A 25,624-nucleotide genomic window follows, 5' to 3' on the forward strand; every position below is an offset into this window, starting at 1 on the left:
GATCGGGCGACGGCCGGGATTCCCGGCCACTATCTCACTGGAGTGAATCATGCCGTTTCATGTCGTCGTCGGCAGGGGAGCCACCGCCACCGCGACCGCACTTCTCCTCGCCGACGCGGGCGACCGCGTCCGGATGGTGTCCCGGAGCGGGGCCGGGCCTTCGCACCCGCTCGTCGAGCGGACCGAGATCGACGCCACCGACACCGATGCGCTCAGCCGGCTCGCCGAGGGCGCCACGACCGTGTTCAACGCGGCGGCGCCCGCGTACAACACCTGGCCGGAACTGCTGCCCACGCTGTTCGGCTCGATCCTGACGGCCGCCGAGCGGTCCGGCGCGGGGTACGTCATGCTGGGCAACCTCTACGGGTACGGGCCCGTGGACGGCCCGGTCACCGAGGAGCACCCGCTTGAGGCGACCGGGTCCAAGGGGCGGGTGCGCGCCGAGATGTGGCTCCAGGCCAAGGAGGCGCACGACGCCGGACGGGTGCGGGCCACCGAGGTGCGCGCCGGCCAGTTCCTCGGCGCCGGGGCCTACTCCATCTTCACGCTCCTGGTCCAGCCGAAGGTGCTCGCGGGACGTCCGGCGCTCGTCCCGGCGGCCCTCGACGTCCCGCACGCGTACTCGGCGATCGGCGACACCGCCCGCGCGCTCGTCGCCGTCGCCCGCGACGAGCGCGGATGGGGCCGGCCCTGGCACGCGCCGACGATCACCGCGTCGGTGCGCGAGGTCGCCGGGCGCCTCGCCGCGCTGGCCGGCGTCCCCGAGCCGCACCTGGACACGATGACCGACCGTGAGCTCACCCTGCTCGGCCTCGGCGACCCGTTCTGGGACGAGATGTGGGAGACGCAGCACATGTCGCACCGGCCGTTCACGGTCGACTCCGCGGCGATCGAGACGACGTTCGGAGTGGGCGCGTCCCCGCTGGACGACGTCCTCAAGGAGTCGCTCAGTCGTATGTGAGGCCGTAGCCGAAGGGGAACAGGGGCTTCTTGCCGTCGTCCTTGTTGATGGGCTCCTGGGAGGCGTCGCGCATCCACGTCACCGGGAGCCGTCCGGTGGGAGCGGTGTCGCCATAGAGGACGTCGGCGACACCCTCCCCCTGGGTGCCGGGCAGCCAGGAGGCGACGAGCGCGTCCCACCTGGGCAGTTCGCGGGCGATGTCCAGTGGACGTCCCGACACAAGCACCACGACCACCGGGACGCCGGCGGCGCGCAGCCGGTGGATCGTATTCAGGTCGGCGTCGTCGAGGCCCATGCCGCCGGTGAGGTCGCCGTGGTACTCGGCGTACGGCTTCTCCCCCACGACCGCGATCGCCGCGTCGTAGGACTTGTCGACGCCCGCGCCGTCCCTGCTGTAGGTCACGGTGGCGGACCGGTTCGCGGCCTTGCGGATGCCTTCCAGGATCGTCGTGCCCGGAGTGGTCGGGCCCGGCCCGCCCTGCCACGTGATCGTCCAGCCGCCGGACTGCATGCCGATGTCGTTCGCGCTGCGGCCCGCGACGAAGACCTTGTCGCCGTCGTCCAGCGGGAGGACATCGCCCTTGTTCTTCAGCAGCACTTGCGACTCGGCGACCGCCCGCCTGGCGAGCCTGCGGTGCGCCGCACTGCCGACCGTCTTCAGGTAGGACCGGTCCGCCATCGGACGCTCGAACACGCCGAGCTGGAACTTCCTGGTCAGGATGCGGCGGTTCGCGTCGTCGATGCGGGACATCGGGATTTCACCGTTCTTCACCGCGTCCCGCAGGTAGTCGATGAACCTGCGCCATTCGGCGGGGACCATGGCCATGTCGATCCCGGCGTTGACCGCGGCGGCGACCTCGTCCTTGGTGAACCCGGGCTTCCCGTCGATCCCGTCGATCCCGTTGTAGTCCGAGACCACGAAACCCTTGAAGCCGAACTCGTTCTTGAGGACGTCGGTGATGAGGTACCTGTTCTGGTGCATCTTCAGCCCGTTCCACGAGCTGTAGGAGATCATCACCGAGCCGACGCCGCGCTTCACCGCCTCCTGGAACGGCGGCAGGTGGATCTCGCGCAGGGCCTTCTCCGGGATCCGGGTGTCGCCGCGGTCGTCGCCGCCCTCCGTGCCGCCGTCCCCGACGTAGTGCTTCGCCGTGGCCAGGACGGACGCGGGGCCGCCCAGCTCGTGCCCCTGCAGCCCGTCGATGAGCGTCGTCATGATCATGGGCAGTCCGGGCACCTCGCCGAACGACTCGTACGTCCGGCCCCAGCGGTCGTCGCGGGCGACGCACAGGCAGGGCGCGAAGTCCCAGTCCACGCCCGTCCCGGCCATCTCCTCAGCGGTCGCGGCGCCGATCCTGCGGACCAGGGCCGGGTCGCGGGCCGCGCCGAGCCCGATGTTGTGCGGGAAGATCGTCGCGCCGACCACGTTGTTGTGGCCGTGCACCGCGTCCACCCCGTACAGGATCGGGATGCGCGGGGTGCCGGCGAGCGCCGCCCGCTGGAGCTCGTCGTACATGTTCGCCCAGTTCGCCGGGGTGTTCGGGGTGGGCGCCGACCCGCCGCTGGACAGCACCGACCCGATCCCGTACCGGGTGACCTCCTCGGGGGTGACGTACTTGCGCTCCGGCTGCGTCATCTGGCCCAGCTTGTCGTCCAGGCCCATCCGGTCGAGCAGGTCCTCGACCCGGTCCCCGACCGACAGCCGCGGGTCGAGATAGGGGGCCGGGCCCGACTCCGCCCGGACGGGACCGCCGTGGGCGACGAGTGCGAGCGCGGTCAGCGTGCCGAAGGCCAGAAGGCGTGACCGCATCGCCCGCACCCAGGAGCTGTCCATGCCGGAAGGTTTCTCCAGCGTCGATCAAACACAACGCAACCGGACACCAGCGACTGGGCAATATCTGACGGTCACCACCGGACAAACGGCGCAAAGGGCCCTCGATCGGGATCGAACCGACACCTCCAGGACCACAACCTGGCGTGCAGACCACTACACCACGAAGGCCGCGTCTCCGGCAGGAATCGAACCTGCGACCTCCGGGTCCGCAACCCGGCGCGCTCTCCACTGCGCCACGAAGACATTGTTCACTTGCCGTACCGATGTTCTCTTGCGTACCGAGTGCAGGAATCGAACCTACCTGCAGCGGGATATGAATCCGCCGGACACACCAGCATCCTCACTCGGCGCGGAGGGTGCGAGATTCGAACTCGCGCAGGGGTGACCCTGACGACGGCTTAGCAAGCCGCTGCCTTTCCGCTCGGCCAACCCTCCGGAAACAAAAAGACCGCCCGTGGCCTGCGGGCGGTCGGCGTCAGGACGTGCAGGTCACGTCCGTCGGCGGCTCCCGAGACCGGAAAGGCTGCTGCTGTGCATTCGATGGCGTCGCATCTTCCCTCTCCTTCCGGTCTCATTGCCTACGACGTTCATGGTGCCGGGGCGGTTCCCGCCCCGGCAACCCATTTATCGGCTCACTCCTCGAAATCGGTTCCGCGGGACGTGGATTCCCAGCTTTCGAACTCCTTCTGCGCACCTGCAAGGGAGGCGGCCACCGCGTCGGCGGCGTCGTTGCCCAGCGGCAGCCGGAGCGGGGTGTCGTCCGCGTCCAGCGCCTTCAGGATCGCCGCCGCGGCCTTGGCCGGATCGCCCGGCTGCTTGCCGTCGCTGCTCGGCAGGCCGGCGCGGACCGGGCCGACGGTGTCGGCGTACTCCGGCATCGCGGCGGTCTGGTAGAGGCCGCCGCCGGCGAAGGACGTCCGGAACGCGCCCGGCTCGACCACCAGCACCTTGATGCCGAACGGCGCGACCTCCTGGGCCAGCGCCTCCGACAGGCCCTCCAGCGCGAACTTGGTCGCCGAGTAGGCGCCCACGCCGGGGAAGGAGAACCGGCCGCCCATGCTCGACATCTGCACAATCGCGCCGCTCCCCTGCCGCCGCATGTGCGGCAGCACGGCGCGGGTCAGCGCGGCCGGACCGAAGAAGTGCAGGTCCATCAACTCCCGGAGCTCCCGGTCGGTGGTCTCCTCCACGGCCCCGACGACGCCGCGGCCGGCGTTGTTGACCAGCACGTCGACGCGGCCGTGCCACAGCACCGCGTCCGCGACCACGTCCGCGATCTTCGACTGGTCGGTGACGTCCAGCGCGACCGCGTGCACCCGGCCCTCGTGCCGCGCCACCAGGTCGTCCAGCTCCCCGGGACGGCGGGCCGCGGCGACGACCGTGTCACCGGCCGCCAGCGCCGCCTCCGCGATCGCCCGTCCGAAGCCCGAGTTCGCCCCGGTGATCAGCCAGACCCGGCCGTTCTCAGTGGTGTTCGTCATGCCGCAGTTATCGCAGCACACCCGGCCCCGCGTCCAAGACGGAAATCAACGCGCTCGATAAAGGGCCTTTATGATCCTCGCATGGAGTTGCGCCAGCTGCGCTACCTGATCGCCATCGCCGACGAGGGCAACCTCGGCCGGGCCGCGGCGACCCTCTACGTGAGCCAGCCCGCGCTCTCCTACGCGCTCAAGAACCTCGAAGCCGAACTCGGCGTCCGGCTGTTCGACCGGCACGCCGGCGGTGTGGCCCCCACCCCGGCCGGCCGGGACGTGATCGCCGAAGCCCGCCGGACGGTCCGGCAGGCCGACCGGGTCGCCGCCGTCGCCGAACGGCACCGCCGCGGCCAGACCGGCGTCCTGCGCGTCGGCTTCGAGGCCAGCGGCGCCGGAGAGCTGACCACCCGCGCCCGCGCCGAGTTCGCCCGCACCCACCCCGGCGTCCGCGTCGAACCCAAGCGCTACGACTGGGGCGGCGAAGCCGCCGCGCTCCACGCCGGCCAGGTGGACGTGGCGTTCGTGTGGCTCCCCGCCGACCTCACCGGCCTGCACTCCGAGATCGTCCACACCGAACCCCGCGTCGTGGGCCTCCCCACCGATCACCCGCTCGCCACGGCCGCGGGCGTCTCCATCATGGACGTCAAGGACGAGCCGCTCATGTGGACCGAGCGCGCACCCCGCGCCTGGGTGGACTGGTGGGCGGTCAACCCGCGGCCGGACGGCTCCGAGCCGCGCTGGGGCCCCACCAACGACAACGTCGAGGAAATGCTCGAACAGGTCGCCGAGGGCACGGCCATCTGCTTCGCGCCGTCCAGCATGGCGCTCTACTACACGCGCCCCGGCCTCGCCTGGGTCCCGCTGACGGACGTGGAGCCCTTGCGCGTCGCCCTCGCCTGGCATGGCGGCGGCGCGCTCGTCCAGGCGTTCGCCGCGATCGTCCGCGACCTCGCCGGTTCCCCGGCGTGACCGTCAGACGATCGGCCGCGGCGCCTCCACGGCCGCGCTGAGCGCCCGGAGCGCCTGGTAGACGCGGACTTTCACCACGTCCACCGGCACCCCCAGCGAGGCGGCGGCCTCATTGACCGACCGGTCCCGGAAGACCGTCTCGGTGAGGATCTCGCGGTGCGCGGACGGCAGCGCCTGGAAGGCCCGGGCGACCACCGCGGGGCGCATCCGCTCCCCCGGCGAACCGGGGAGGAACGAACCGGTGTCTTTGCCCACTCGCAGTGCCACACAAGAAACCTCGCACCCCCCACCCCTCCCGGCTCCCCCCTTATGCCCGCGTTAAGGAAGGAATGAGGAGGACTTATCCGCCCCTCGTCCGCCACCGTTGGCCAAGTGGAGCCTTGGTGTAGTCGTCGTGCGGCGCGGACGGTGGCGACTGACGCCCGGCTCACTGCGACTCGTCGCCACGATGGTGGAGCACCGGCAGTACTGGGTATCGAGGTGGCTCCTCGCCCTTCCCTCGGCACGAAGCGCTCGCCGAGGTCCATGCCCGGACGTGGGCGGAGCTGGACACGGCGCACGGTCCGTCCCAGTTGCCTGGTGGATGAATGAAACAAATGGGCCTTCGCCCCCCATCGGGGGGCGAAGGCCGTCGTTCATGCTGGGGGACTGGCGATGTCAGTGCGACTCGCCAGCCCCCTGGTCCCGCTGGTCGTTCTCATCGGGGCGCTTCACACCCACGGCCTTGAAGGCCGCGATCTCCTCGGGTGTGTACTCCTCAGCCGGGAACATCGCTCCCGCGACGAACTGATCGCCAAGCGCGTTGACGACGGTTGGCACCGCGTCTCTCCAGTCCGTGCCCTCCGATTCCTGTGCCATGTCGCTCTCCTTTGCGGTTCCGGACTTCGCCCGGGTGTGAGGATCGCCCTCACACATGACGATCGTCCCATCGCGCTGGGTGCGAGTCACGAACTAGGCCATCGCGGACACTCCGGACCACATGCGCTCATAGCTCTCCAGGTACCTGCTCGCCATGTCGCCGTCGTCGCCCTGCGCAGGTGCAGGACGAGCGCGGGATTGGTGCCGCCGATGTCCAGGGCCAGGGCGGTTATGGGCCGATCGCTGGGAGCACGCGGTAGAGGGTGCCTGTTCCGGTTAGGTGGATTGTGGGGGCTGCGGCGGGGATGAAGGCGGCTTCGCCTCGGGTGAGGGTCAAGGTCCGGGCTGCCGTTAGGTGGGCTTCGCCTTTCAGGCAGAGGAGTGTCTGCGGAAGGCCTGTGGGCAGGTTCTCGCTGGTGGGTGTTAGGTCGTGGCGGGTGAGGACGAATTCCTCGGCGGGTGTGCGGTAGTCGTGGCCGGCCGTCGGTTCGATGCGGTGGGGGGCGGTCGGAGCGAATTCGACCACGCGCATCAGTTCCGGGACGTCGATGTGCTTGCCGGTGAGGCCGCAGCGCAGGACGTTGTCGGAGTTCGCCATGACCTCGATCGCGAGGCCGCCCAGATATGAGTGGGGCACTCCGGCGTCCAGGAAGAGGGCCTGGCCGGGGCTGAGTTCGACATGGTTGAGCAGAAGCGCGGCGAGGATTCCGCGGTCGCCGGGGTAAGCGCGGGCGATGTCGGCGTAGACGCCGGTCAGGGCCGGTTCGACCGCCTTCTGGACGGGCTCGGACGCCTCGTCCAGCATCTGGGTGAGGACGCTCCGGAGCGCTCCGGCGGGCGGCTCGGTGCGGAGTGTCCGTATCCACGGGCGCAGTTCGGCGACCGACAGGTCTTCGAGCAGATCGGCGGTCTCCGCCGGGTCACGGAAACCGCAGAGGCCGTGGAAGTCGGTGAGGGCGCAGACCATTTCCGGCTTGTGGAAGGGGTCTTTGTAGGTGCGCGTGTAATGGTCGATCGGGATGCCGCTCGCCTCTTCACGGGCGAATCCGGCCCGGGCCTGCGCCGTGGTCGGGTGCACCTGGAGGGAGAGCGGTTTCTCTACCGCCAGTACCTTGAGCAGGTACGGCAGCGTCGGACCGAAACGGTCGATCGACCGCGCGCCCAGCATCTCGGACGGGTCGCGTTCGATGAGCGCGTCGAGGGGCGTCCCGTCCACGGCGGAAGGGGCGGCGGGATGCGCGCCCGCCCACAGTTCGGCCTGCGGGCGCCCGGTCGGCTCGACTCCGAGCAGTTCGGCCAGCGCGGTTCGCGAACCCCACTCGTAGGGCCGGATCGCCGTGGTCAGCGGCAGTGGCACCAACCTGCGCGATCTCCTCACTCGGGGCGCCACAACGGGAGTCGGCGCTCGTGAGGACAGCGTACAAGCGCCGGGCCGCGCCCCGGGTCAGGCCCTCATCCGTACGGCGTACGCGGTGAGGCGGGTCGTGAGCCGCAGCGCGCTCGGGCCGTGCCAGTCCGCGCGGCGGGCAGGCCACGCGTAGCAGGGGGCGCCGTCGCTGATCAGCCCTTCCACGCCGGGGAGGCCGAGCGACTCGGCGGCGAACTCGTACAGCGGGACGAGCCGCGGCACGATCACGCCGTAGTCGAGGACGCGCGGCAGCAGCCCCTCCGCCGCGACGAGGTCCCCGGCCAGCAGGTCCCCCAGCGGATACCGCTCGGGGAACGCGCGGCGCAGGTCGAGGAAGAACCCGACCGAGCCGCCGCGCGGGTCGCCGAGGAGACCGCCGAGCGGCGCGAACGCGCCGAGCGCCAGCCGGGGCCGCGCCACCAGCGCGTGCGCGTACAGGACGCGGACGAGCGCGACGTTCATCATGAAGCGTTCGGCGGGCAGCTCGGCGAGGGCGAGCGCCTCGCCGTCCAGGTACCCGGCGACGACGCTCGCGTTGTGGGCGCGGTACCACGCCGCCGGGGACGGTCCGCGGAGGAACTCGCCCCACAGGCGCACGCCATTGGACGACGGCTCGCCGCGGTGACCGTCGTCCAGCAGGGCGGCTTCCGCCTTGTCGCGCAACAGCCGGTCGTTGACGGCGCGCCACCACGGGCTGCCCGGCGGATCGCCGCCGGGCGGGTTCAGCACGCCCCGGGCGATCTCCCAGCGCAGGAAGCTCAGCTCGGCACGGCCGTAGCGGGCCCGGTCGCCGACGTAGAACTCGGCGGCGAGCCGGAGCCGTCCCGCCGCGCCGTCCGCGACGTCCCGCACCCTGGCGTCCGCCGCCCGCACCGTGTCGATCATGCGCCGCCCTCCGATCGCAGCTGCCCTACCTCCCTGCACGGTGCCCGTTACGGTGCGGGTTCAGCGGCGGTCCGGGTGAACCTCCGGGGTCCGGTCGGCGAACTGATAAGCGGGCACGGCGTTCGATCGGCCGAGCCCCTAAGATGAGGCGACCTGGGGGTGGTGGACGTGGGCAAGCACAACAAGCCGGCGACGCGGGCGTGCCCCGGTTGTAGAGGCACCGGCACCAGCACCGCCACCCGCGAGCAGTGCAACGTCTGCCGCGGCACGGGCCGTATCTGACCCACCGGTCAGGTGCGTCCGATCTCCGGTTCGGCGGCCTTCTCGCGCGTCCCCCGCACCGGCTCGCGGCGCCGGGACTGGGTGAGCGCGACGGCGAGCGCCGCGACGCACGACGTCCAGGCCAGCACGGCGTAGCCGCCCGCCGACAGCACGACGGTCGACAGCAGGCTCGCGGCGGCCGCGATCGTCCAGACGGCGGCGTCGACGGCGCCCTCGGCGTGCGGGCGCTCCGCCTCCGGCAGGTCGCGGGCGAGGAGGCCGCTGCCGCCGACGAAGCAGAGGTTCCATCCGTAGCCGAGCAGGAAGAGCGCCGCGGGACGTCCCGTCGAGCCGGTCGCGACGGCCGCGAGCGCCGTGGACAGGGCCAGGGTGAGGAGTCCGCCGAGGATCACCGGGCGGGGGCCGAGACGGTCGACCAGGCGGCCGGTCACCGGTGACAGGGCGAACATGCCGAGGGTGTGCGCCGACAGCACCATACCGACCGCCGCGAGGCCGTCGCCGTGCATGTGCATCTCCAGCGGCGCGGCGGTCATGACGGCGACCATCACGACCTGCGCGGTCACCATCACCGCCAGCGCGGAGCGCGCGACCGGCGTGCTCACCAGCCTGCGCAGCGGCGGCGGGCTGCCGGTTCCCGCCCCGCCGCCCGGTCCGCCGGTCGCGGCGAGCGCGGCGGCCGCGCAGGTGAGAACGGCCAGGAGGAACGGTCCGGTGAACGCCGGGAGGCCGATCCCGGCGGCGGCCGCGCCGGCCGGGTCGAGCAGCAGCGGCCCGCCGACCGCGCCGGCGGCCGCGCACCACACGACGAGCCCGATCGCGTGGCCGCGCCGCCCGGGCGGGTGGAGGTCGGCCGCCGCGTACCGCGACAGCTGGGCTCCCGCGTTGCCGAGGCCGAGCAGCAGCATCCCGAGGCACAGGCCGATGACGTCGCCGTTCGCGACCGCGGCGGCCGCCAGGCACGCGCCCGCCGCCGCGCCGGCGTACCCGAGGACGAAGGTGCGGTGCCGGCTCGTCCGCCGCGCCAGCCGGGTCAGGGCGACCGCGCCGGCGCCCGTCCCGACGATGCCGGCCGTGCTCGGGACGCCTCCCCAGCCGGCGCCGAGCCGGTCCGCGGCGACGAGGGTGCCGGTCGCGCTCGCCACCGCCATGGACGCGTTCATCAGTGCGGTGCCCGAGCACAGGGCGGCCATGGGACGGGATCGGTTTTCCATGCTTTAACGCTAGAAACGCTGATCCGCTCCGGGAATGGATGATCCCTGGCGTTCGACCGGTTCCACCTCTACTTTGGAAGGTATTTCGCGGGAAGGACCTTCGAGATGGACCGGGAGCTGGATCAGACGGACTGGCGCATCGTCGCCGAGCTGCAGCGGGACGGGCGCCTGTCGTTCAACAGGCTCGCGGGCCTCGTCAACCTGTCGTCCCCGGCGGTGGCCGAACGGGTGCGGCGGCTTGAGGAGTCGGGGGTGATCACGGGCTACCAGGCACGGATCGACCCGGCGCGGGTCGGGCAGCCGCTGACGGCGTTCGTCCAGATGCGCTGCGCCCTCGGCCGCTGCCTGCTGAAGACCACCGCGGCCGAGGACCTGCCCGAGGTCACCGAGGTGCACAAGCTCAGCGGCAGCTGGTGCTCGATGCTGAAGGTCCGGGTGGCCTCGATGCCGCACCTCGAAGGGCTGCTGGAACGGCTCGGCGAACACGGGGAGATGAACTCGCACATCGTCCTGTCGACCGCCTACGAGGGACGCGCCGTCGAGCCGCCCGCCCCGGACGCCCGCACCGTCACAGCGTCCGACGGCTGGACCCGCTAGCGCACCGCGCGCAGTCTGCCCCGGCGCAGGCGGGCGAGGGCGTCGGACGTGGCTTCGTCGGCGGGCAGGTACGCGACCAGCCGCTGGTCATCACCCACCGGAAGTTCGAGGGTCTCGTAGGCCAGCCGGAGCTCGCCGACGTCCGGGTGGACGAACCGTTCGACGCCCGACTTCCTCGGCAGGCTCGGCAGGGCGCCGACGCGTTCGCTGAACGGCGCACCGGCGGTGACGGTCAGCTCGTCCACGAGGTGCTTGTAGTACGGGTCGCCGCCTACGAACGCACTACGGAGAGCTGCGACGCGCTCGTCCGCGACGTGGTTCCAGTCGGGATAGACGGTCTTGGCCCGCACATCGGTGAATGCGAAGCGGACGACGTTGGGCGGGTCGCCGTCCAGAAGCCCGACCGGGCCTGCCAGCAGTTCGTAACCGTCCGTCCAGGCGAGGATGTCGCCGAGCCTGTTGACGAGGATCGTCGGAGCAGGTTCCAGACGTTCGAGCAACGCTCGGACGGTGGGCCGCACGACCTCGTTCGGCGCCGCTCGGCACAGGCCCCCGTCGCCGCCCTTCGAAAGGATGCGCAGGTGGAGGCGCTCGTCGGGGGACATCTGCAGCGCGTCGGCGAGCGCCCCCAGGACGGCCGCCGAAGGGTGACGGTCGCGTCCCTGCTCGAGCCGCGCCAGGTACTCGACGCTGACGCCGGCCAGCGTGGCGAGTTCCGAACGGCGCAGCCCCGGCGTCCTTCGCCGAGCGCCCTCGGGCAGCCCTGCCTGCGACGGCGTGACGGCCTCGCGGCGGGCGCGCAGGAAGGCGCCCAGTTCGTTGTCGCTCACACCCGGAACCTACCAACGGCGCGGCCCCGGATCGTGGCCCTGTCAGGGCCCGTCTAAGCGCGGCCTCCTTGCCCGCCGCCCGCCCCGCCAGCCTGGAGTGGCCGACAACGAAGGAGCACTCATGGCACTGAAACTCGTCATCATCCTCGGGAGCGTCCGGGAGGGCAGGTACGGCCACCACTTCGCGAACTGGTTCGCCGATCGGACACGGGACCACGGCGCCTTCGACGCGGACGTGATCGATCTGGCCGACCATCCGCTGCCGGCGGCCCTCCCGGCGGGACCGGACCAGTTCACCGGCGGCCGTTTCGCCGCGCTCGCGGCCCTCGCCCGGCGGCTGGACGAAGCCGACGGGTTCGTCGTCGTGACACCCGAGTACAACCACAGCTACCCGGCGTCCATCAAGCACCTCATCGACTGGCACGGGTCCGAGTGGCACGCGAAGCCGGTCGGGTTCGTCTCGTACGGCGGCATGGGCGGCGGCCTGCGCGCCGTCGAGCACCTCCGGCAGGTGTTCACCGAGACGCACTCCGTCCCCGTCCGCGACCAGGTCAGCTTCGACCAGCACTGGTCCCGCCTCGACGAGGACGGCCGCGTGCTGGACGCCGAGGGCGCAGAAGCCGCCGCGAAGACCCTCCTGAACCAGCTCGGCTGGTGGGCCACGACCCTCCGCGAAGCCCGCAGCACCACCCCCTACACCGTCGCCTGACACGCACCTCGCGGGCAACGGGCCCAGGGCCGGGTCCTCTCGTCATGAGGCCGGGGGTGGGAGGCGGGATTGCAGGCGGGTCAGGACTCGCCGGCTGAGGGCCGTTCTGCGGATCACCGGGTCGACCAGGCGCATGCCGGGAAGTCGCAGGGCACCGGTGAAGGCGACGCGGGTGCCTTCGGGAGTGGGGGACGCGGCGATGCCGCCGTGGAGGAATCTGCTCTGCATCCAGCACCAGCCGGGGCGCATGACGATGTCGAAGCGGGCGCGTTGCCCCAGGCGGCCGATGGCGACGGCTTCCAGGTTCTCGCCGTCGGACCGGGTGATCCGCATCGTGCGGACATCGGTGAGGAGCATGGGGAACTCGGCCTCCAGGTCGCTCGCCACCGCCCATACCTCCGCGAGCGTGTTGGCGAGCGTCTGCTCCGCGTACGAGGCACCGGGAATGGACGCCGCCATGATGCGCAGCCGCCTGACGGGGTCGAGGCCGGTCACCGGCCAGTCGGGCTGGTTCATCGTTCCCACGCCTTTCGGAAGCCCCGCCGCGCCCGGTGCAGGCGCGACTTCACCGTTCCGGTGGAGATGTCGAGCAGGTGACCGACGGTCCGCTCGTCGAGACCCTCGACGTCGCGCAGCACCAGCACGGCGCGATGCTCGGGCGACAGCCGGTCGAGGACGTCGCGGACGTCCGCGGCCAGCTGGGGGTCGCCGCGCTGCGGCACCGCCTCCAGGTCGAGCGGCGGGGGCGGGCCGCCCTGACGGCGGGCGACCCGCACGGACTCGCGGACCGCGATGGCCCTCACCCAGCCGAACAGGGCGGCGGGATCGCGCAACCGGGAGATGCCGCGGAAGACGGCGATGAGGGTCTCCTGCGCGGCGTCCGGGCCGTCCTGCAGGGCGATCGGACCGCAGAGCCTGCCGACGTAGGGGGTCAGCAGGTCGAGCAGTTCCTGCATGGCCAGGCTGTCGCCCTTCTGCGCACCGCGCACCAGCGCCGCGACCCGCTCGGGTTCGGCCATCACCACGCTCCCTCGTCGCGTCATCGTCATCCGGCAGGTTCCCCGACCGTAGAAGCGAACGCGTCCCTCACCGGAAAGGTGGAGTGGATCGTTTCGGCGACGAGGTCAGGACGGTCGTTGGGCAGGTAGTGACCTCCTGGGACGGTCCGGCACTCCAGGGCGTCGGCGTGGTCGGCGCCGCCGGCCAGCATCTCGGGGGCCGCCATGAAGTCGTCGAGGCCGAAAAGGATCGTGGTGGGGACGCTGAGGTGCCTGCGCCTGAACCGGCCCGTCGCCAGCGCCGGGATGTCGCGCATTACGTACTGCCAGTGCAGGGCGCGGCCGGCGTGGGCGTGGCGGCGGGACCGGACGGCCTCCACGAACTCGTCGAGGTCCTGTGGGCTCCAGGCGGAGGGATCGGTGACGCCGCGGCGCAGATGATAGCGGGTGAAGCCCGGCCAGTGCCGCAGGACGGCGCCGCCGAGCAGGGGGTACTCCCACAGCGCGGTGTGCCACATGCGCCAGGCGTTGCGGAGGACCGCGCGCTGGCGCGGCCACGGGTGGATCATGTTGATCGCCAGCAGCCCGCTGAAGCGGGCGGGCGCGTCGAGGCACAGCCGGAAGGCGGTCCAGGCGCCCCATTCGTGCGCGACCAGGCCGGCCCGTTCGAGGCCGAGCGCGTCCATGAGGGCGAGGACGTCGGCCGCGCGGTCACGGGTGGCGTAGCCGCGATGGGGCGCGCCGGACCATCCGGCTCCGCGCAGGTCGGGCATCAGCAGACGGTACCGCCCGGCCAGGAGGGGGATCAGATGCCGCCAGGCGTACCAGTTCTGGGGGAACCCGTGCAGGAACAGCAGCGGCGGCCCCTCGCCCGCCTCGGCGACGTGGAAACGGACGCCGCGCACCTCCATGAATCGGTGCTCGACTCCCTCGACCATGGGCATGGGCCGCGGCATTGTTCCTCCCCGTTCGGATGGTCCTTCGTGAGGTAAGGAGGGGCCGCGTCCGGGAAACGTTCCACCCGATTTCGGCGGTCTCCAAGCGGCATGGACACCCCGAAGATGATTGAATCGGGCGCTATGTGGCACTCGTCACTACGTTCCTCGCCCTGGCGGCGGCGGTATGAGCCCGGGGTCCCCAGCGAGATCGACATCCCGGACGTCCCCGTCACGCGGCTGCTCGACGACGCCGCGGAGCGGTACCCGCGCCGGCCCGCGCTGATCTTCTTCGGCCGCCGGATCGGCTACCGCGACCTGCGCGAGGCCGTGGACCGGTTCGCCGACGGGCTGCACCGGCTCGGGGTGCAGCCGGGCGACCGCGTGGCGCTGATCCTGCCGAACTGCCCGCAGCAGGTCATCGCGTTCTACGGCGTCCTGCGCAGGGGCGCGATCGCGGTCCAGCACAACCCGCTGTACACCGAGGAGGAGATGCTCCGGCAGCTCGCGGACTGCGGCGCGCGTGTCGCGGTGGTCCTGGATCGTTCCTACGCGACGGTGAAGGCGGTGCGTTCCCGGCTGCGGCTCGACCACATCGTGGTGACGTCGCTGGTCGACTTCCTGCCGGCCTCCAGGCGCGTCGCCCTGCGGCTGCCGCTCGTGCAGACGCAGCGGCGGCGCGCGGCCATCACCGCGGACGTGCCGGACGATCCCGGCGTCGTCCGCTTCAAGGAGTTGCAGAGGGCGCCCCGCCGGAAGGTGCGGCAGCTCCCGCTGGACCCCGCGCGGCACCTGGCCGCCATCCAGTACACGGGCGGGACGGAAGGACGTCCGAAAGGCGCGATGCTGACGCACCGCAACCTCGTCGCGAACGCCTGCCAGCAGCACGCGTGGGACCTGAACACCCGTCCCGGTGAGGACGTCACGCTGGCGGTCCTGCCGCTGTTCCACTCGTTCGGGTTGATGAGCTGCCTCGTCGCACCCGTGATGACGGGCGGGGCGGTGGTGCTGCTCCCGCGTTTCGACGGCGATCGCGTGATCCGTGCCATCCGCAAGTACCGCCCGACCATCTTCCCCGGCGTGCCGACCCTGTACGAGCAGGTCCTCGACAGCCCGCGTCTCCGGCCGGACGACCTGCGCTCGCTGCGCATCCACATCTCCGGGGCGATGGGGCTGACGCAGGCCACGATCGACCGGCTCGACCAGGTCGGGGCGAGGGGCCTGATCAACTGTTACGGGCTCACGGAGGCGTCCCCGGCCGTCACCGGGAACCCGCTGGGAGGCGGAGCACGGAACCTCACGGTCGGGCTGCCCCTGCCCATGACCGACGCCGTCATCGTCGACCCGGAGGAGCCGACGAGGGTCCTCTCCCCGGGCGAGACGGGCGAGCTCGTCGTGCGGGGGCCGCAGGTGTTCGCCGGCTACTGGAACGCCCCTCTCGCCACCGCGCAGACACTGTCGAAGGGCTGGCTCCGCACAGGTGACATAGCGGTGATGGACGAGAACGGTTTCATCACCATCCTGGAACGCCAGCGGGACATGATCAAGGTGAACGGCTTCACCGTGTTCCCGTCCGAGGTGGAGAAGGTGCTGCGCCGCCATCCCGCCGTCTACGACTGCGCCGTCGTCGGTGTGCCGGACGTCCGGCGCGGCGAGCGCATCATCGCGCACGTGGTCGAGCACCCCGCGTACCTGTTCTCGGCGGACGAACTGCGGCGGCACTGTGAGCGCTACCTGTCGCACTACAAGGTGCCGGCCGAGTTCCTTCCCCGGACGGATCTGCCCCGGAACATGCTGGGGAAGGTCAGCCGGCAACGGCTGCGGGAGGAGTTCGTCGCCTCGCCTGCGCAGAGGATGAGGTCCGCGCAGAGTGGTTGACTGGTCGGGTGCACACGGAGACCGTCCAGTCCGGGCTCTTCACCCGGCTCGTTGAGATCGGCCAAGCGAAGGCCCACGGCGCCGCAGGCCCGGAGACCCTTTACGACCGGCACGGTGTGCTCGTGGTGCGGGTCGGTGACGTGGTCGTGAAGGCCCATCAGGCCGATCGGGACCACGGACCTCTGTTCCTCGACCGGATCCGGCTGGCGGGCACGCTGCCGGATGTCGTGATCGGGCCGCTGGGTCCGCCGCTCACCGTGGACGGCCGTACGGTCACGCTCTCGACCTTCGGTGAGCCTGTGGATCCTTCCCAGGAACTCCCCTGGGAGGAAGGCGCCCGGCTTCTGGCCGCCCTTCACGCCACGGCTGTTCCGGCCGACGCGCCGCCATGGGGGCGTCCGACACGGGTTGCGCGTCTGGTTTCACGTCTCACGGACGGCCCCGCCCAGGACGTGGTGCGAACCGCGTTCACCACCCTGCCCGCCTGGATACGCGGCGACGAGCAGGAACCGCAGGGAAAGGCCGGATCACTCATCCACGGCGACTGGCACCTGGGCCAGATGGTCCGCGCACCGGGCGGGCGATGGCGGCTCATCGACATCGAGGACCTCGGCAAGGGCGACCCCGCCTGGGACCTCGCCCGCCCTGCCGCGCTCTACTCCGCCGGGGTTCTCTCCCCGGACGAGTGGGAGCGTTTCCTGGACGCGTACAGGGAGGCGGGCGGTCCGGCCGTCCCCGCGCAAGGCAGCCCCTGGACCACGCTGGACGTTCCCGCCCGAAGTCTGGCGATCCAGATCGCCGCCACGTGCGTCATATCCGCGGAAAGGGAAGATCGACCACTCGACGGGGCGGAGCAGGCGATGATCGACGCCTGCGCGAGAATATCCACGGCGGGGGACGCGGCATGACGTGGCGCGGAACCTGTCCTACATTTAGCCTCTACCTGGGGATCCATACCGGAAGGATGACAAGGCGATGCACTGCCCAAAGTGTCGTGGCGTGATGCGGACCTACACCCGCAGCGGCGTCCACATCGAGCAATGTGACAGCTGCCGGGGCGTCTTCCTCGACTACGGGGAGCTCGAGGCCCTGGCCCAGATGGAGTCGCAGTACCGGGCGGCCCCTCCGCCCGCCGCGGCGCCGGGATGGGGAGCCCCCGCGGGAGCGGTCCACCATCATCACCACGGACACCACCGCCCTCATCACGGCAGCGTGTTCCACATGCTCTTCTCGACCTGACCAGAGCGCCGCGGCCCGCCCCCCGACGGGAGGCGGGCCGCGGCGTACGGGCAGGGGTCACAGGCGCGGGTCCACGGGTTCGGACTCCAGCGCCAGGACGGCGAACACCGCCTGGTGGACGCGCCACAGCGGTTCCCCGCCGGCGAGCCGGCCGAGGGCCTCGATGCCGAGCGCGTGCTCCCGCATGGCCAGGGACCTCTTGCGGCCGAGCGACCTGCGGCGAAGCCGGTCGAGATGGTCCGGCTCGCGGTAGTCGGGGCCGTAGATGATCCGCAGATACTCCGGCCCGCGGCACTTGATGCCGGGCTGAACCTTCCTGTCCTCCGGGAGCGGCCCCAGCGGCTTGACGACCATGCCCTCGCCGCCGGCCGCGGTGAGCTTCTCCCACCACTCGATGGCGGCGGCCTCCGACTGAGGCGATCCGAGGTCGACGGTCACCGACCCCGTCCGCTGGACGAGCCCGCTCGGATCGTTCTCCGCGAGCCGCTCGGCGGCGGCCATGTGCCACTCGTGGTCGCGTGCGTCCGCCCAGGAGCGGCCTTCCCCGGCGAGGATCTGGAACGGGGCGAACCGCAGCCCGGCCAGCCCGTCCACCGTCCAGCAGTAGCGCGCGTAGGCGTCGCGGAACAGGGACGCGTTGGCGGCGCGCCGGTCGACGCGCTCGCGCAGCCCGCCGAGGTCGAGGCCGCGTGCCTCCGCGCGCCCGAGAACGCCGGCCGCCATCGGGAGGACGGCGCGCGCGGCCGCGCCGGTCGCTGCGTACTGCGTGCGGATGAGGTCCATGGCCTTCGCCGACCACGGCATCAGTTCGCCGTCGATGACGAGCCATCCGGTTTCGAGCTCGTCCCAGAGCCCGGCGGCGCCGATCGCGGTGCGGAGCCGGTCCAGGACCTCGGCCGTGCGGGACGGGTCGCGGAAGAAGGAGCGTCCGGTGCGCGTGTAGACGGCACCGGTCGTCCCGTCGGTGACGCCGAAGCGCTCCTCGGCGACGGAGGCGTCACGGCAGACGACCGCCACGGCGCGCGAGCCCATGTGCTTCTCCTCGCACACCGCACGGACGACGCCCTTGTCCCGGTAGGCGGCGAGGGCCTCGGCGGGATGCTCCAGGTATCCCGGTAGCGACGACGTCTCGGCAGGGGCCATGGTGGGCGGCAGATAGACGAGCCAGCGCGGGTCCACGGCGAACCGGCTCATCACCTCCAGCGCGGCCAACGCGTTCTCCTCGCGGACGGAGACACGGCCCATCAGGCGGGTCTCGACACCCTGGTTGCCGAGGACGTCGTCGATGTTGAGGAGGTCGTCCTCCCGGTGACCGCCCGCACTCGCACCCTGCGGCGTCTCCAGCGGACGCGTCGGCTCGTACCAGACCTGGTGGGCCGGAACCGACACGATCTCACGTTCCGGGTAACGCAGGGCGGTCAGCTTCCCGCCGAACACGGCACCGGTGTCCAGGCAGATGGTGTTGTTGACCCACTCCGCCCTGGGGACGGGGGTGTGCCCATAGACGACCATGGCCTTGCCCCGGTAGTCACGGGCCCACGGGTAACGCACGGGCAGGCCGTACTCGTCGGTCTCCCCCGTGGTGTCACCGTAGAGCGCGAACGAGCGGACTCGTCCGGATGCGCGGCCGTGGTAGTCCTCCTTGAGGCCGGCGTGCGCCACGACGAGGCGGCCGCGGTCCAGGACGTAGTGGCTGATGAGACCGTCCATGAAACGCACCGCGTCGGCGCGGAACTCCTCGTCCTCGGCGGCGAGCTGTTCCATCGACTCGGCGAGGCCGTGCGCGACGCGCACCTTGCGTCCGCGCAGAGCACGGACGAGTTTCGCCTCATGGTTGCCCGAGACGCACAGCGCGTCGCCGGCGGCCACCATTCCCATGACCAGACGCAGCACGCCGGGGGTGTCGGGCCCGCGGTCGACCAGGTCGCCGACGAAGAGGACGCTGCGTCCACCCGGGTGGTTCGCTCCAACGGCACGCCCCTGCGCGTCCCTGTCGATCTCGTAGCCCAGGCTGGTGAGGAGTTCCTCCAGCTCGGTGCGGCAGCCGTGCACGTCGCCGATGACGTCGAACGGACCGGTCAGCTCCCGCTTGTCGGTCCACGCCTTCTCGTACGTGATGGTCGCGGCGTCGATCTCGTCGGGGCCGTTCAGGACGTGGACGCGGCGGAACTCGTTCCCGAGCGACCGCATGCCGCGCCTCAGCTCGCGCCGCTGGCGCGGGATGACGTGCGGGGCCAGGTCCCGCTCCGGCCGGGCCGCGTTCCGCTCGGCTGCGAGGCTCTCAGGGACGTCCAGGACGATGGCGACCGACAGGACGTCGTGCTCCTTGGCGACCCGGAGCAGCGACTCGCGCGCCTTCTTCTGCACGTTGGTCGCGTCCACCACGGTCAGCAGGCCGCGCCGCAGCCGCTTGCCCACGATGTAGTGCAGGAGGTCGAACGCGTCGCCGGTGGCCGCCTGGTCGTTCTCGTCGTCCGACACGACCCCGCGGCAGAAGTCCGACGACACCACCTGGGTCGGCTTGAAGTGCTTGCGCGCGAAGTGCGACTTGCCCGACCCGGACACGCCGACCAGCACGACCAGGCCCATCTCCGGGATCCGGATCTCGGTCATCGGGTGAACACCCCCATCTGGGTGGGCGCGCCGACCTCGGGGTCGTCGTCGCCTACGGGCACGTGGCGGACGCGGTAGCCGTGCGCGGCGGCGACCCGGTCAGCCCAGGCGCGGAACTCGTCCCGCGTCCATTCGAAACGGTGGTCGGGGTGGCGCATCGCCCCCGGCGCCAGCCCCTCGTAGCGGACGTTGTGCTCGGCGTTCGGCGTCGTCACGACCACCACGCGGGGCGAGGCGTGCCCGAACACGACCCGCTCGACCGCCCCAAGGCGGGGCGGGTCGATGTGCTCGATGACCTCCATCAGCACGGCCGCCTCATAGCCGCGGAACCGTTCGTCCGCGTAGGTGAGGGCGCCCTGGAAGACGTCCTGGACGCGGTTGTTCTCGCGGCTCGGCTGCTTGTCCCAGCGGAGCCGGCGCCAGGCGTGACCCAGCGCCCGGTACGAGACGTCCGTTCCGGAGATCTCGCTGAAGAAGTCGTCCTTGACCAGTCGCGCGAGCAGTTTCCCGGAGCCGCAGCCAAGGTCGATGACCCGGCGGGCGTTCTCGTCGTGCAGCGCTTGCACAACCGACTGGACACGGCGTTCCGCGAGCGAAACGGGCTGCTCCGAGGGCGCCTGCTCCTGCTCGTCCTCGGTGGCGGACGCCTCCTCCTCGACCTCCACAGGGTCGAGTTCCTCTTCCGGCGCGTCCTCCGCGTCGGCGAGGCGACCCAGCGCGGTACGGACGAGAGCACGCCGGTTGGCCAGGTAGCGGCGCGTGATGGCTCCGCGGTCGGGATGCGCGGCCAGCCAGCCCTCGCCCGCCCGGATGAGCTTGTCGACCTCGTCCGGCGCCATCCAGTAGTGCTTGGCGTCGTCCAAGACGGGCAGGAGCACGTACAGCTGGTTGAGCGCGTCGGCGAGCCGCAGCGTCCCGGTCAGCGTGAGCGTCACGTACCGGGAGTCACCCCACTCGGCGAACTCCGGATCGAGCGGGACCGGCACGGCCGACACGTCCCAGCCGAGTGGCCCGAAGAACCGCTCGGCCTGCCCGGGCCCGCCCCTGCACGGAAGTGCCGGAAGGACGATTTCCAGCGGGATCGGCGTCTCCGCCAGGTCAGGACGCAGGTCGCACCGACCGCGCATGGCAGTGCGGAAGACGTTCGCCATGGCCGAGGCCAGAAGGGAGGACGCCGCATACGGCCGGTCGTTGACGTACTGGCCGAGCGAGAAGTCCGGCGTGCCTCTGCCACGCGTGCGCACGAGCTTGACCGGGTCGACGTCCAGCAGCAGTGCCGCCGTGCAATGCCCTTCGTCCGCGTCCGGGTAGAAAACGTGCGCCGTGCCGAAGGACTGCTCGAAGCTCTGCACCCGGCCGGGATGCTTGTGCAGGAGGAACCCCAGGTCGGTCGCCTGGCTCATCGTCGTGGTAATCGTCAGAAGCACGTCCCAAGTCTGGCCGAACGTACCTAACGTCCCCCATTGGTTTTCCGGAATCCGCGGTCAGGGCACGGACGGGCCCTTCACGAACCGGCCGTTCCGGTCGTACGGCCAGCCGTTGATCCGGCAGCCCTTGAGCCCGAAGATCTGTTGCTGCATGACGGGCGCGAGGCGGCCGCGTCCAGAGCACGTCATGTGCCCGAACCCGAGCCGGTGACCGACCTCGTGGTTGATGGTCAGCGCGTGATAGTGCTCCGCCTGACCCCGGTAGTAGGTGGTGAGCAGCAGCCAGCGCTTCAGGTTGACCACGACCTGCTTGCCCGCGCTGCAGTTCACCTTGCCCTCGGTCGTCATCCCGTAGGCGCCGCAGATCCTGTCGACGGTGCCTGGCGAGGCGAGCTTCACGACGAAGTCGTACGAGCCCGAGGTGACGCGCTTGAACGACCACTTGCCGCCGGCCGTCCACCCCCTGGGGTCCGCAAGGATCTCGTCCACGCTCTGCGCAAAGGCGACGGGGTCCTGCCGCAGGCCGCCCTCTACCTCGACCATGTAGCGCATGAGCTTGCCTTGCCCGTGGACCTTGCCGCTTGAGGTCGGACGGGAGAATTTCCCGGTTCCCTTAGCGGGGATGTACGGGGCCCGCTTGGGCTTGAGGAGAGGCGGGTCTGACGGCTCAGCCTCGACCCTGTTGCCGTTCCCTCGGCCGCCCCCATCGTCCGCACCGCCCTTGCCGGTCGTGGCGGACGTGCCGCGCGACGGCCGGGATCCCGGCGCGAGGAACCAGGCGAGCGCCCCGCCTAACACGAGCACCAGGGCGAGAGTGACGGCTCCGGCGACCACCCCGCGCTTCCGTGCCCGCCGGGCCCGCTCGAACTCCGCGTCGAGGTCGCCGAGCCTGCTCCCGCCGGACCGTCCGGACCGTCCGGTACGCGCTCTTGTCGACTGCATGTTGCGCCAGCATGCCAGAAATGATCTTAAAAGGGTTTGCGACCGGGATTCCCGGACCAGCAGAATCCGAGGCGACATGAGCAGACATCCCCGCCGGATGACCGCGCAGGAGACCGTGGCCATCCTCGAACGCGGCGACTACACGGCCCCGTCCGGCCGCACCGTCTCGATCGCCGACGGCCTCGCCGGCGCCGTCCGGCGCACTGTCCTCTACCGGCCGGGCGAGCTGGACACGCTCCTCAAGAACCCGCCAGCGGCGGACCACGGCGCCGGGACGCGCATCGAGGTCACCGGCGAGACCACGCTCGCCGCGGCACACCGGCTGTGCGCCCCGGGCACGGTTCCGTTCGCCCTCAACTTCGCCTCCGCGAAGAACCCCGGGGGCGGGTTCCTGAACGGAGCACACGCTCAGGAGGAGGGACTGGCGCGCTCGTCCGGCCTGTACGAGTCGCTGCGTTCGGCCAGGGAGTTCTACGACTTCCATCGCGCGCAGGGAGATCTCCTCTACAGCGACCACATGATCTACTCGCCCGACGTACCGGTCTTCCGGGACGACGCGGGACGGCTGCTGGAAGAGCCCTACGACATCGCGTTCCTGACGTCCCCCGCCCCCAACCGGGGTGCGATCCGGGACGACGCCAAAGCCGAGCAGATTCCCGCCGTCCTGCGCCGGCGTGCCCGCAAGGTCCTCGCCGTGGCGCTGGCCAACGGACACCGCCGGCTCGTTCTCGGCGCCTGGGGCTGCGGTGTGTTCCGCAACGATCCGGTCGAGGTCGCCGAGGCGTTCGCGGAGTCCCTGCTTCCGGGCGGGGAATTCGCCGACCGCTTCGAGCACGTCGCCTTCGCCGTCTGGGACACCGCCAAGGGCTCCCCCAGGCACGTCGCCTTCCAGGACGTCTTCGCCTAGCCGCCCCTTCAAGACGAGGGCGGCTCCTCGACGAAGGAGGCTATGCCCCGGACGAGGAGGTCGAGGCCGAACTCGAACCTCCCGTCGCCGCTCTCGTCCAGGAGTTCGTCCACCATCCCGGCGATCGTCGGGTAGCGGTCCACGGGCAAGGCGGAGAAGTACTCGCGGATCTGTCCGAAGTACTGCTGGAAGTGCGCCCACGGATCCTCGCCGGCGGGCGTGTTCCCGATGTAGATGGTGTCCTCGATGGCGTCGGCGTCGAGGAACATGCCGAGCGTGTCGACGGCGATGCCGGCGACTCTCTTCGGGACGCCGCCGGCCCGCATGAGGGCGAGCTGCGCCTCGGCGATGTCCAGCAGATGGGGACCGGTGGGGACGAGCCCCATGGACACCATGGCGATGTCGCGGTGCGAGGTGTAGACGCGGCGGATCTCGCGCGCCAGCTCCTTCAGCTGGTCCTGCCACCGCTCCGGGTCCGGGACGGGAATCTCGATCTCGGCGGCGACCCGGTCCAGCATCAGCTCGCGCAGCTCGTCCTTGCCCGAGACGTGGGCGTAGAGCGACGCCGGACCGGTCCCGAGCTCCTGCGCGACACGGCGCATGGTGACCGCCTCCAGCCCGTCGGCGTCCAGGACGCGGATCGCCATGTCGACGACGAGCTCCTGGGTGAGCGGCCGCTTCGGCGGCGCGGCCTTGCGCGGCTTGCGTCCGGGCGGTGTCGGCATCTCCGGCGGCGGGCCGTCCGGGCGTGCGGTGGCCATGTCGCGACCTCCCAATCTCGCGATACATCTTGACTATCGCGAATCGCGATATATCTTCTCTACCAGAGAGAGAAATTTCGGCGTAACACGAACATCGTACTTGACACGAACAGCGTTCGGCCTTAGAACAGTGTTCGTTGCGAACGAACAGCGTTCCCCCCTTCGGAGATGACCATGACCGACACACTGACGTCCCCCGCGCGGGGCACCGCGGAGGCCGGCTACCGCTGGCGCTGGGTCGCCCTGTTCGTGATCCTCGCCGGCGAGATCATGGACATGCTGGACGCGCTGATCACCAACATCGCGGCCCCCACGATCCGCGCCGAGCTCGGCGGCTCGGCCGCCACCATCCAGTGGCTCGCCGCCGGCTACACCCTCGCCATGGCCGTCGGCCTCATCACCGGCGGACGCCTCGGCGACCTCTACGGACGCAAGCGGATGTTCCTCATCGGCGCCGCCGGCTTCACGCTCGGCTCGCTGCTGTGCGGCGTCGCCGCCTCCCCGGGGATGCTCATCGGCGCCCGCGGCATGCAGGGGCTGTTCGGTGCGCTGATGCTCCCGCAGGGCATCGGGATGATCAAGCAGATGTTCTCGGCGAAGGAGATGGGCGCCGCGTTCGCCATGTTCGGGCCGGTGATGGGCCTGTCGTCGGTCGGCGGCCCGGTGCTGGCCGGCTGGCTGATCGACGCCGACCTCTTCGGCACCGGATGGCGGATGATCTTCCTGATCAACCTGCCGCTCGGCGCCGCCGCCCTGCTGGCCGGGATGAAGTACCTGCCCGCCGGACGCGCCGAGCACGCGTCCAGGCTCGACCTGGTCGGCGCGGCCCTGGCCTCCCTCGGCGCCGGCCTGCTGATCTACCCGCTCGTCCAGGGCCGCGAGCACGACTGGCCCGCCTGGACGTTCGCCATGATGGCCGCGTCCCTCGTCGTCTGGGGCGTCTTCACCTGGTACGAGACCCGCAAGCAGCGCACCGGCGGCGACCCGCTGATCGTCCCGAGCCTGTTCCGCAAGCGCGGCTTCACCGGCGGCCTCGTCGTCGGCCTGGTGTTCTTCTCCGGCGTCGCGGGCCTCGGACTGGTGCTGTCGCTGTTCTTCCAGCTGGGGCTCGGCTACTCCCCGCTGAAGGCGGGACTCGCGCAGATCCCCTGGTCGGTCGGCATCATCATCGGGTTCGGCGTGATGCAGGCCGTGCAGCGCTTCGGCCGCACGGTGATCCACGCGGGCGCCCTCATCATGGCCGCCGGCATCGCCGGGCTCTACGCCACGCTCCAGTACACGGGGATCGACGTCACGCCCTGGCAGCTCGTCCCCGCCCTGACGGTGACCGGCCTCGGCATGGGCCTGCTGATGGGGCCGTTCTTCGACACCGTGCTGGCGGGCGTCGAGCCGGAGGAGACCGGCTCGGCGGGCGGCACGCTCACCGCCGTCCAGCAGCTCGGCAGCGCGCTCGGCGCCGCGGTCCTCGGGACGATCTTCTTCGGCCTGCTGGGCGGGCATGTCGCCGGCGCGGCCGACGACGGCGCCGCCGGGCTGCGCCGGGACCTCGCCGCCGCGTCCGTCACGGCGGTGCAGCAGGACCGCATCGTCGACGGCCTGCGCGACTGCGGCCACGACCGCGCCACCGCCAAGGACGCCGCCGCCGTGCCCGCGTCCTGCCGCCGGCTCCAGGACGACGTCAAGGCCGCCGTCGCCGCCGCGCCCCGGTCGGCGCCCGCCGTCCAGAAGGCGGTCGCGCGGGCCGGCGAGCACTCGGCCAAGGTCGGGTTCGGCGACGCCATGAAGATCACGCTGTGGGTCGAGGTGGGGCTGCTCGGCCTGACCTTCCTGGTGACGTTCCTGCTGCCGATGCACGCGCGCCCCGAGGAGGAGGCGGCGGAAGCCGCCTGACGGGACGGAGAAGGC

Annotated in this window: 24 protein-coding genes and 4 tRNA genes; 9 read left to right on the forward strand and 19 right to left on the reverse strand. The window is 71.2% G+C overall.

Features of this window, described 5'->3' with window-relative positions:
• The first annotated feature begins 49 nt into the window (after positions 1-49).
• A complete protein-coding gene (locus ACQPZP_RS30595; protein WP_433473180.1) occupies positions 50-961 on the forward strand; it encodes an NAD-dependent epimerase in 912 nt (303 codons plus the stop codon).
• Here ACQPZP_RS30595 and ACQPZP_RS30600 read toward each other — a convergent pair.
• The 6 genes from ACQPZP_RS30600 to ACQPZP_RS30625 all read right to left on the reverse strand — a co-directional run bounded on the left by ACQPZP_RS30600 (position 948) and on the right by ACQPZP_RS30625 (position 4,276).
• A complete protein-coding gene (locus ACQPZP_RS30600) occupies positions 948-2,795 on the reverse strand; it encodes a glycoside hydrolase family 3 protein (RefSeq protein WP_433473181.1) in 1,848 nt (615 codons plus the stop codon). The genes ACQPZP_RS30595 and ACQPZP_RS30600 overlap by 14 nt on opposite strands.
• Before the next feature lie 96 nt (positions 2,796-2,891).
• A tRNA-His gene (locus ACQPZP_RS30605) sits at positions 2,892-2,963 on the reverse strand.
• Positions 2,964-2,965: 2 nt separating this feature from the next.
• A tRNA-Arg gene (locus ACQPZP_RS30610) sits at positions 2,966-3,038 on the reverse strand.
• A gap of 33 nt (positions 3,039-3,071) precedes the next feature.
• Positions 3,072-3,144 (reverse strand) — tRNA-Met (locus ACQPZP_RS30615).
• Between the two features lies 1 nt (position 3,145).
• A tRNA-Ser gene (locus ACQPZP_RS30620) sits at positions 3,146-3,230 on the reverse strand.
• A gap of 197 nt (positions 3,231-3,427) precedes the next feature.
• The gene (locus ACQPZP_RS30625) at positions 3,428-4,276 is read right to left on the reverse strand and encodes an oxidoreductase (protein WP_433473182.1); all 849 of its coding nucleotides are present in this window, start codon (positions 4,274-4,276) and stop codon (positions 3,428-3,430) included.
• Between the two features lie 81 nt (positions 4,277-4,357).
• Here ACQPZP_RS30625 and ACQPZP_RS30630 point away from each other — a divergent pair, with 81 nt between their 5' ends.
• Positions 4,358-5,239: a LysR family transcriptional regulator gene (locus ACQPZP_RS30630; RefSeq protein WP_433473183.1), complete on the forward strand. Its 882-nt coding sequence runs from the start codon at positions 4,358-4,360 to the stop codon at positions 5,237-5,239.
• Between the two features lie 3 nt (positions 5,240-5,242).
• Here the strand turns inward: ACQPZP_RS30630 and ACQPZP_RS30635 are convergent, their stop codons facing one another.
• The 5 genes from ACQPZP_RS30635 to ACQPZP_RS30655 form a co-directional block, all read right to left on the reverse strand.
• Positions 5,243-5,506 carry a sigma factor-like helix-turn-helix DNA-binding protein gene (locus ACQPZP_RS30635; protein ID WP_433473184.1) on the reverse strand — a complete coding sequence of 88 codons (264 nt, stop codon included), beginning with the start codon at positions 5,504-5,506 and terminating at the stop codon, positions 5,243-5,245.
• 390 nt (positions 5,507-5,896) lie between these two features.
• Complete coding sequence (locus tag ACQPZP_RS30640) at positions 5,897-6,097, reverse strand: hypothetical protein (RefSeq protein ID WP_433473185.1); 201 nt, start codon at positions 6,095-6,097, stop codon at positions 5,897-5,899.
• 229 nt (positions 6,098-6,326) lie between these two features.
• A complete protein-coding gene (manA, locus tag ACQPZP_RS30645) occupies positions 6,327-7,454 on the reverse strand; it encodes a mannose-6-phosphate isomerase, class I (protein ID WP_433473186.1) in 1,128 nt (375 codons plus the stop codon).
• Positions 7,455-7,541: 87 nt separating this feature from the next.
• On the reverse strand, positions 7,542-8,390 hold the full coding sequence (locus ACQPZP_RS30650) for a hypothetical protein (RefSeq protein WP_433473187.1): 849 nt from the start codon (positions 8,388-8,390) through the stop codon (positions 7,542-7,544).
• Between the two features lie 290 nt (positions 8,391-8,680).
• Positions 8,681-9,883 carry an MFS transporter gene (locus tag ACQPZP_RS30655; RefSeq protein WP_433473188.1) on the reverse strand — a complete coding sequence of 401 codons (1,203 nt, stop codon included), beginning with the start codon at positions 9,881-9,883 and terminating at the stop codon, positions 8,681-8,683.
• Between the two features lie 105 nt (positions 9,884-9,988).
• Between ACQPZP_RS30655 and ACQPZP_RS30660 the strand changes: the two genes are divergently transcribed.
• Positions 9,989-10,480 (forward strand): Lrp/AsnC family transcriptional regulator, encoded by a 492-nt coding sequence (locus ACQPZP_RS30660; RefSeq protein WP_433473189.1) that lies wholly within the window; start codon positions 9,989-9,991, stop codon positions 10,478-10,480.
• Here the strand turns inward: ACQPZP_RS30660 and ACQPZP_RS30665 are convergent.
• Positions 10,477-11,310, reverse strand: a complete 834-nt coding sequence (locus ACQPZP_RS30665; protein WP_433473190.1) for a helix-turn-helix domain-containing protein — start codon at positions 11,308-11,310, stop codon at positions 10,477-10,479. The genes ACQPZP_RS30660 and ACQPZP_RS30665 overlap by 4 nt on opposite strands.
• A 121-nt stretch (positions 11,311-11,431) precedes the next feature.
• On the opposite strand from ACQPZP_RS30665, the gene ACQPZP_RS30670 reads away from it, so the two are divergent.
• Positions 11,432-12,019 carry an NADPH-dependent FMN reductase gene (locus tag ACQPZP_RS30670; RefSeq protein WP_433473191.1) on the forward strand — a complete coding sequence of 196 codons (588 nt, stop codon included), beginning with the start codon at positions 11,432-11,434 and terminating at the stop codon, positions 12,017-12,019.
• Between the two features lie 42 nt (positions 12,020-12,061).
• Here ACQPZP_RS30670 and ACQPZP_RS30675 read toward each other — a convergent pair whose 3' ends face one another.
• From ACQPZP_RS30675 to ACQPZP_RS30685, 3 genes are read right to left on the reverse strand one after another with little or no spacing between them, the layout of a single operon-like run.
• Positions 12,062-12,535: a hypothetical protein gene (locus ACQPZP_RS30675; protein WP_433473192.1), complete on the reverse strand. Its 474-nt coding sequence runs from the start codon at positions 12,533-12,535 to the stop codon at positions 12,062-12,064.
• Positions 12,532-13,038, reverse strand: a complete 507-nt coding sequence (locus ACQPZP_RS30680) for an RNA polymerase sigma factor (protein WP_433473193.1) — start codon at positions 13,036-13,038, stop codon at positions 12,532-12,534. Before ACQPZP_RS30680 ends, ACQPZP_RS30675 begins: the two co-directional genes overlap by 4 nt.
• Before the next feature lie 26 nt (positions 13,039-13,064).
• The gene (locus tag ACQPZP_RS30685) at positions 13,065-13,973 is read right to left on the reverse strand and encodes an alpha/beta fold hydrolase (RefSeq protein WP_433473194.1); all 909 of its coding nucleotides are present in this window, start codon (positions 13,971-13,973) and stop codon (positions 13,065-13,067) included.
• A gap of 123 nt (positions 13,974-14,096) precedes the next feature.
• Between ACQPZP_RS30685 and ACQPZP_RS30690 the strand changes: the two genes are divergently transcribed.
• From ACQPZP_RS30690 to ACQPZP_RS30700, 3 genes are all read left to right on the forward strand, one after another.
• Entirely contained in the window at positions 14,097-15,830 is a 1,734-nt protein-coding gene (locus ACQPZP_RS30690; protein WP_433473195.1) for an AMP-binding protein, read from the forward strand.
• 8 nt (positions 15,831-15,838) lie between these two features.
• Positions 15,839-16,738, forward strand: a complete 900-nt coding sequence (locus ACQPZP_RS30695; RefSeq protein WP_433473196.1) for a phosphotransferase family protein — start codon at positions 15,839-15,841, stop codon at positions 16,736-16,738.
• A gap of 67 nt (positions 16,739-16,805) precedes the next feature.
• Complete coding sequence (locus tag ACQPZP_RS30700; protein ID WP_433473197.1) at positions 16,806-17,069, forward strand: zf-TFIIB domain-containing protein; 264 nt, start codon at positions 16,806-16,808, stop codon at positions 17,067-17,069.
• Between the two features lie 57 nt (positions 17,070-17,126).
• Here the strand turns inward: ACQPZP_RS30700 and ACQPZP_RS30705 are convergent, their stop codons facing one another.
• Genes ACQPZP_RS30705 through ACQPZP_RS30715 form a run of 3 tightly spaced genes read right to left on the reverse strand, consistent with a single transcriptional unit; the run spans position 17,127 to position 22,051 of the window.
• Positions 17,127-19,682 carry a polynucleotide kinase-phosphatase gene (locus ACQPZP_RS30705; RefSeq protein ID WP_433473198.1) on the reverse strand — a complete coding sequence of 852 codons (2,556 nt, stop codon included), beginning with the start codon at positions 19,680-19,682 and terminating at the stop codon, positions 17,127-17,129.
• Positions 19,679-21,109: a 3' terminal RNA ribose 2'-O-methyltransferase Hen1 gene (locus ACQPZP_RS30710; RefSeq protein ID WP_433473199.1), complete on the reverse strand. Its 1,431-nt coding sequence runs from the start codon at positions 21,107-21,109 to the stop codon at positions 19,679-19,681. The genes ACQPZP_RS30705 and ACQPZP_RS30710 overlap by 4 nt, the downstream gene beginning before the upstream one ends.
• A 57-nt stretch (positions 21,110-21,166) precedes the next feature.
• Entirely contained in the window at positions 21,167-22,051 is an 885-nt protein-coding gene (locus ACQPZP_RS30715) for a DUF3152 domain-containing protein (RefSeq protein ID WP_433473200.1), read from the reverse strand.
• A gap of 76 nt (positions 22,052-22,127) precedes the next feature.
• On the opposite strand from ACQPZP_RS30715, the gene ACQPZP_RS30720 reads away from it, so the two are divergent.
• Positions 22,128-22,958 (forward strand): TIGR02452 family protein, encoded by an 831-nt coding sequence (locus ACQPZP_RS30720; RefSeq protein WP_433473201.1) that lies wholly within the window; start codon positions 22,128-22,130, stop codon positions 22,956-22,958.
• A gap of 8 nt (positions 22,959-22,966) precedes the next feature.
• Here the strand turns inward: ACQPZP_RS30720 and ACQPZP_RS30725 are convergent, their stop codons facing one another.
• Positions 22,967-23,719 (reverse strand): TetR/AcrR family transcriptional regulator C-terminal domain-containing protein, encoded by a 753-nt coding sequence (locus ACQPZP_RS30725; RefSeq protein WP_433473202.1) that lies wholly within the window; start codon positions 23,717-23,719, stop codon positions 22,967-22,969.
• Positions 23,720-23,893: 174 nt separating this feature from the next.
• On the opposite strand from ACQPZP_RS30725, the gene ACQPZP_RS30730 reads away from it, so the two are divergent.
• Positions 23,894-25,609, forward strand: coding sequence for an MFS transporter (locus tag ACQPZP_RS30730; RefSeq protein ID WP_433473203.1), 1,716 nt, complete (start codon positions 23,894-23,896; stop codon positions 25,607-25,609).
• Positions 25,610-25,624: the final 15 nt, after the last annotated feature.

The organism is Spirillospora sp. CA-142024, assembly GCF_050942325.1.
Taxonomy (GTDB): domain Bacteria; phylum Actinomycetota; class Actinomycetes; order Streptosporangiales; family Streptosporangiaceae; genus Spirillospora.